Annotated in this window: 3 protein-coding genes; 2 read left to right on the forward strand and 1 reads right to left on the reverse strand. The window is 66.6% G+C overall.

Annotated features, from left to right (window positions below; all coding sequences use genetic code 11):
• Positions 1-128 precede the first annotated feature (128 nt).
• Entirely contained in the window at positions 129-1319 is a 1191-nt protein-coding gene (locus A5728_RS04510) for an alcohol dehydrogenase catalytic domain-containing protein (RefSeq protein WP_064845914.1), read from the reverse strand.
• Positions 1320-1718: 399 nt separating this feature from the next.
• Between A5728_RS04510 and A5728_RS04515 the strand changes: the two genes are divergently transcribed.
• The gene (locus tag A5728_RS04515; RefSeq protein ID WP_231885509.1) at positions 1719-2942 is read left to right on the forward strand and encodes an MFS transporter; all 1224 of its coding nucleotides are present in this window, start codon (positions 1719-1721) and stop codon (positions 2940-2942) included.
• A gap of 43 nt (positions 2943-2985) precedes the next feature.
• A complete protein-coding gene (locus tag A5728_RS04520; protein ID WP_064845916.1) occupies positions 2986-4272 on the forward strand; it encodes a cytochrome P450 in 1287 nt (428 codons plus the stop codon).
• The last annotated feature ends 198 nt before the right edge of the window (positions 4273-4470 follow it).

The following is a 4470-nucleotide window of genomic DNA, read 5'->3' on the forward strand; positions in this document are numbered from 1 at the left end:
TTGTTTGTTCTGGTTTCTTCACGCCCCTCTATATCCACACCCCCCCGGGGCCGGGGGGGGGGGGGGCGGGTGTGGTCGCCATCCCCCCCTTACCAACCCCCCCCCCCCCCACTACCGGGTGAGCAAGATCAGGAGGCGATCATGCCGTGGGGGTCGATGATGTACTTCTCCTGCGAGCTGTTGTCGAAGGCCGCGTAGGCCTGAGGAGCATCGTCAAGGCCGATGACCTTGGTCTGCAGCATGTCCGACAGGTACGGCATGCGGTCCCACAGGATCGCCTGCATCAACTCGTAGTTGTAATGCATGATCGGCGCCTGGCCAGCGGTGATCTTCGGGGACTTGATCCAGGCGTTGCCGAATTCAATCGGGTAGATGCCGTTCTGCTCGTCCTTGGAATCCGCCAGGGGGTCAGGCCCGTAGATGCCGATGATGCCGGTGGCGCCTCCCGCACGGGTAACGTCGATCACCTGGTTGATCGCATAGGCCGGATCCTCTTTGTCCGCGTCCTTGCCGATGCCGTGAGCTTCGGTGCCGACGTAGTCCACGGCGCAGTCGACCATCGGCTCGCCAAGGATCTTTTCGATCTGGTCCTGCAGCGGGACATCCTCGTTGAGGTCAATGGTTTCGCAACCGTTGCGCTTCATCAGGGCCAAGCGATCCTTATCATGGTCGCCGACGATGATGCAGGACGCCCCCAGCAGGCGCGCAGCTGCGGCGCCGCAACGGCCCACGGGGCCGGCCCCCGCGATGTAGACAGTGGACCCGGGCTTGGCGCCGGCCTCCATGAGGCCGTGGAAGGCAGTCGGGAGGATGTCAGAGAGAAGCGCCAGATCGCGGATCTTCTCCATGGCCTGGTCACGGTCCGGGAACTTCAGCAGCTGGAAGTCCGCATAGGGAACAAACAGATACTCGGCCTGTCCGCCGTCCCAGCCGCCCAGGTTGAAGCCGTAGGCAGCGGAATCGGCGTCCGGGTTGCAGGTCTGGCAGACCTCGGTACGACCGTTGCGGCAGTTGCGGCAGCGGCCGCAAGCCACGTTGAAGGGAACCGAGACCAGGTCGCCTTCCTTCAGGAACTCGACGTCAGAGCCGATTTCCACGACTTCCCCGGTCATCTCATGCCCCATGACCATGCCTTCCGGGGCGGGGAAGGACCCGCGGTAGATGTGGAGGTCACTACCGCAGATGTTGGAAGCCACGATCTTCAGGACAACACCGTGGGGTGCCTTCTTGCCGTTGGGCATCTGGAGCTTCGGGAAGTCCAGATCCTCAACCTGCATGTTCTTCACGCCGCGGAAGACGACGGAACGGTTGCCTGCCATGCTCTTCACTCCTTCTTGAGTTCTCACACCGGGGCCCGGGGAGACTCGATCCAGCCCCAGTCCTGAGGCTTCTCTCAGTAAACCATAGGCCTCGCACAACCTAAATCGACCCCCAGGGGCCTCGTGGGGAGGGAGGCGTCCTGGACGAATCCACGTTCTGCATGACGCAAAATGTCGATATTGCCGATGCCTTGGCTTGGTGAGAGATTCCGATTATTTCGGGCGAATAGCTCAATGCGCGCCTTTGACATACATGTCAAACACCCCTATGGGTGTAATTTTCACGCATTTCTCACCCAAAATGTTCATGTTACGAACCCCGCGGATTCAGGCCCTGCGGACTCACGCACACACCACCCCCGAGTGTGCTCCACCCTCCCCGGCCCGTAGCCTGACGGGGTGACGCCAGCTTCCCCACCACCGGCCATGGACCGCCTGCGGATCACCCGAGCGCGCATCGCGGTGTCCCTGCTGTTCCTCACCAACGGCGCGATCTTCTCCAATCTGTTGCCCCGCTTGCCCGAGATCAAGGACATGTACGACCTGTCCAACGCCCTGTACGGGTTCGCGCTAGTCGCGTTCCCCATCGGAGGTGTGGTGGCGGGCCCCCTGCCAGGCCCCATCCTGCGGAGGTTCGGAACGGCGCGCGTCGCCGTGGTGGGTTCGATCCTGCTCGCCACCGCAGTGTTCGTGGCCGGATCCGTTCCCCTCGTGGCCGTGTTCTGGATCGGATTGTTCGTCGCGGGCATGCTGGACGCCCTCGTGGACACAGCGCAGAACGCGCAAGGACTGCGAGTACAACGCCTCGCCGGAACCTCCATCATCAACTCCATGCACGCCCTGTGGAGCGTGGGTGCCGTGATCGGCGGCCTCATGGGCACCGCCGCCGCAGCCATGAACCTACCCCTGCCTTGGCACTTCTTGATCAGTGGTGTCATCTTCGCGGCCGTGGCGGCCTTCGCCATGCGCTGGGCCGTCCCCGATGACCACGCGGAACACGCCGCCACCCAGGCCGAGAACGCCCCCCTGGACACCGCCGGGATACCCAAGCTCCCGCGTAGCGCGGGAGTGGCCGCGCTCGCGCTGCTGCCGATCGCCGTCGTCGCCATGTCCGGGGTGCTCGTGGAAGACGTGGGCTCCAACTGGTCCGCCGTCTACCTGCGGGACGCCCTGGGCGCACCCGTGGGCATGGTGGGGCTCGGCTACGTCAGCCTGGTGGGCGCGCAGTTCGTGGGTCGCCTTTTGGGGGACAGGCTGATCGACGCGTTGGGCGCCGTGCTGGTCACGCGCATCGGGGGCGTACTGATCTTCGTGGGCCTGGGCGCCGTGGCGCTCGCGCCGACACCGTGGGTGGCCCTGGCTGGGTTCGCCCTCGCGGGTTTTGGCTGCGCGACCATGGTCCCCAACGCCTATGCCGCCGCAGACCGCGCCCCCGGCCTGAAACCCGGCACGGGACTCACCCTGGTGAGCTGGTGCATGCGCATCGTGTTTGTGCTCTCGCCCCCGCTGATCGGCCTCTTCGCCGATGCCGCCGGGTTGCGGACCGCGCTGTTCGTCTTCCCGCTCATGGGCCTGTTCGCGTTCCTCTTCGCGGGCGCCCTGCGGGTGCGTGCCCGGCGTTGAAACCTCCTAGTCGGCGAAAGGTCAGTACCCGTACGATCGGAGCATGACTTCCACCGCGGGACGCACCCGCCCCGACCAAGTCCTCTCCTTCCTGCGCTCGGGCTACCTCTTTGCCTCGCGCGTACGACGTCGCACGGGCGTCTCCCCGGAGTCCGGCGCCCCGGTGAGCATGAACCTGCTGGGCAAGCGCTCGGTCCTGGTGCGCGGGGAAGAAGGGGTGGACCTCTTCTACGACACCTCCCGCATGAAGCGCCACGGCGCCATGCCCCTGTTCATCCGCGGCCCACTCTTCGGGTCGGGTGCCGTCCACGCCCTGGACGGGGACGCCCACGCCGCACGTAAGAACCAGATGGCGGACATGGCCTACGAGGACGAGCGGGTGGCCCAGTACAAGCCGTTCGTGGCCGAGGAACTCGAGATGCTCATCCGTGAATGGACCTCCCCCGGCAACGTCTACGACGGCACGGCCCTGGCCTTCGGCCGTGCGTCCTTCCGCTGGGCCGGGATCCCGTGGAGCCGCCAGGAGATGGACCGGCAGGCCCGCCGCATGAGCCGTCTGCTGGACACCTTTGGGCGCCCCGCCACGCACCCGATCTCATGGTTCGAGCGATTTCGCCTGGATCGCACGTTCACGCAGCTGATCCACGGGGTGCGTTCGGGCACCGTGGCCGCCGACCCGGATTCGGTGCTCGCCCACATGGCGCGTCTCGTGGACGAGAACGGTGGCCTCGTGGACGAGAAGACCGCCGCGGTGGAGTTGCAGAACCTCACCCGCCCCAACGTGGCGGTGGCTCGCTTCGCGGCTTTCGCCGGGGCAGCACTCGTGGAGCACCCGGAATGGGCCGCCCGTATCCACGAGGCGTCCCAAGCACGGGGTGGTTCTCTGCTCGACATCCCGGAGGCCGTGGCCTTCGCCCAGGAGGTCCGCCGCGTCTACCCGTTCGTCCCGATGCTCCCCGCCGAGGCCACCGCGGACACTGCGATCAAGGGCTGCCCCATCCACAAGGGTCAGCGCGTGCTGATCGACATCCTGGGCACCAACAACGATCCCGCCTCGTGGGAGCGCGCCGGCACCTTCGACCCCGAACGCTTCATGGGGGTCGACGACGCCGAGGCCATCCGCACGTTCATCCCCCAGGGCGGTGCCGAGGTCCGTACGGGCCACCGCTGCCCCGGTGAGAAGATCGCGGTGACATCCCTGTCCGCGGCCGTGGTGGCACTGGCCCGCCCGAACGTGGAACTGGGCACCGACCCGGACGACCTCACGTTCTCGTGGACCCACATGCTGACCCGCCCCGCTACGGGCATGCGGGTGCGTGCCGCCCACTGATCCACCCGAGCGAACCGAAGGGCCACCCCCCCGGGGCGCGGGGGGGCCCTTCGGGTAAGAACCTCTATGTCCGGAACACCGGGGTGTCACCCGCCGCTGTGGGCGGGAAGGGCCCGGCACCGGCCAGGGAACGGTTTGGGGGCGGAACGGGGGCGGGGGGAACCCACACCCACGAGCAACCCCCCACCCCCCCCAAGA

It is taken from the genome of Kocuria sp. ICS0012 (genome assembly GCF_001665945.1).
In the GTDB taxonomy this organism is placed as follows: Bacteria; Actinomycetota; Actinomycetes; order Actinomycetales; family Micrococcaceae; genus Kocuria; species Kocuria marina.